Annotated in this window: 1 protein-coding gene; it reads right to left on the bottom strand. The window is 45.0% G+C overall.

The features are described 5' to 3' along the window. The coding region (locus AC1DOS_RS19715) for a S8 family serine peptidase (RefSeq protein WP_477538850.1) at positions 1–2,017 on the bottom strand (2,017 nt) is incomplete at both ends.

The raw sequence follows: 2,017 nt of genomic DNA, 5'->3' as shown, positions 1-2,017 counted from the left end.
GCATGAAGCCAAAACGCATGGTGCGTATTTCCGTCTGGCATCTGTTCATCTGTAAAGTCCGAATCACTTAGCTCATAGACGCCAGGTTTATGGTCTTTTAGCGTCAACTTCGAAAAAGTGTTATCGATGATAAACTTTTGATTAACGACCTCGTATCTCACCTCATCTGTATCTGTTGAACGAAGTTTGATGGTATACTCACCTTCTGGTAGTGTCTGCATCGGTTGTTTGATGTCTGTTTTTTCATCTTTCGGATCGCCGATAAACGGATAATACGTTGCCGCGAATAATGTTCTTAGTTCCGTATCAAGAGGCGCACCTTTTAAGCTGAAAGGTTTTAACGAACTTGCTCCAAGTGCTTTGCCGTCTTTATCATAGATAATCGGCCATAAATCTTTCATCGGGCTGTTTAAGCTGAATTGGATATAGCGACTTTGAGGTATCCTAAATAGATTCGGCCAATTTAGCGTTGAGATTGCTGGATTCAAGATCTCAACGTCTCCGATTCCTTTTTCAACGAAGCGAGTCGCGAACGGAATGCGATAGTGTTCATTTGGATTGTCATGATTGACAATGTTCACATACCCTTCATATTGTCCCATCTCTGCACTCGCAGGTACGTTAACCGTTGCCGTTACATTTGTTGCCTCCCCTGCAGCGACCGTCACAGTTGCTGAAGAAGTCGTTACGGTTACATTGTTCGCTGCTGCGTCACTTACCCAAGCACTCTCATTATCAACCGGTTTACTATATTCAGCCGAAACGTCGAATGTTTTCGCTTGGGTACCGCGGTTTTTAAAGACAATCGTACGGTTTTTTGTGTTTGTGCTATCGTCTTTTTTGTAAATCGCACCAAATGTCAATGCGCCTTTTTCATACGCGTTCTCTATAAAGCCACCATTTCCATCACCTATTATCGTGGTGTCTTGTACCTTGAATGCCATCTCGTTATGAACGGCTTCTGCTACATCTACTTCACCTGCGCCTACTTCGTACACSGAATAGTCGCCGTTTAGTTTGTCCGCACTATTCATCAACGCTGCTTTGACATCAGCYGGTTTGTAATCTGGGTGTGCTTGTAAAATCAGTGCAGCAATCCCTGCTACGTGCGGAGAAGCCATTGATGTACCCGAAATACGGGCATACGCTTGTGAGTAATCAATTCCTGGTTCTGGACTGTGGATAWATTCTGGATATGTCGAGTAAACCGATACCCCAGGAGCCACAACGTCMGGTTTAATGTCATAGGTTGACATAACCGGTCCTCTTGAACTGAAACCTGCCAAAYKGTTTCCTTCTGWKACAATYGACCCGATWTCSGTAAAYGTAATTGAATCCGTTTCAGCMGCTGYTTTTAAGCGYTCGCCGTCTGCTTTTGASAKGCGGAAKGTTGGGATATAMCCARCCSMACTTGCTAAATAGTTATCRATGTCGCCGTCGATATTGTTATACATGATTGCCGCCACTGCGCCTGCTTTTTGCGCATTCACAATTTTCTCACTAAGCGCATGCGTTCCGCGCTCTATCAATGCTATTTTCCCTTGCAAATCAACATCTTTGAAATCATCCTTGCCACCTAAGCCAACAAACACAACTGGATAGGTTTTGTTTTCAAGTGTTTCTACATTGTCATTGAACCCTTTGCCCAGCAACTTAAAGTTGGTGAACGTTTCGTCACCTACTGACGCGGTTGCGGTTGGAATCGATATCGAGAAGTCACTTGCACCAACCGTAATCGGAAGCGCTGCTGCTCCAGGTGTGCCAAGTGTATATGCGTAATTACCTGCGTTTCCTGCTGCAATGACGCATGTAACACCAGCGATTGTCGCATTGTTAACCGCGATTGCTTCTGCTGATAATGGATTGTTACTCGCTGCACCAAGTGACAKGTTAATGACTTTCATGCCGTCACTAACGGACTTGTCAATGGCTGCAACAATCCCGCTTGAAGCACCAGAACCGTAAGGACCTAGTACGCGGTAGACATATAAGTCAACGCCAGGGGCTACCCCTTGTG

The sequence above is a fragment of the Paenisporosarcina sp. P5_A11 genome (assembly GCF_056400705.1).
Note: the sequence above shows the minus strand (reverse complement) of the source record. Positions and strands in the feature narration are given on the sequence as shown.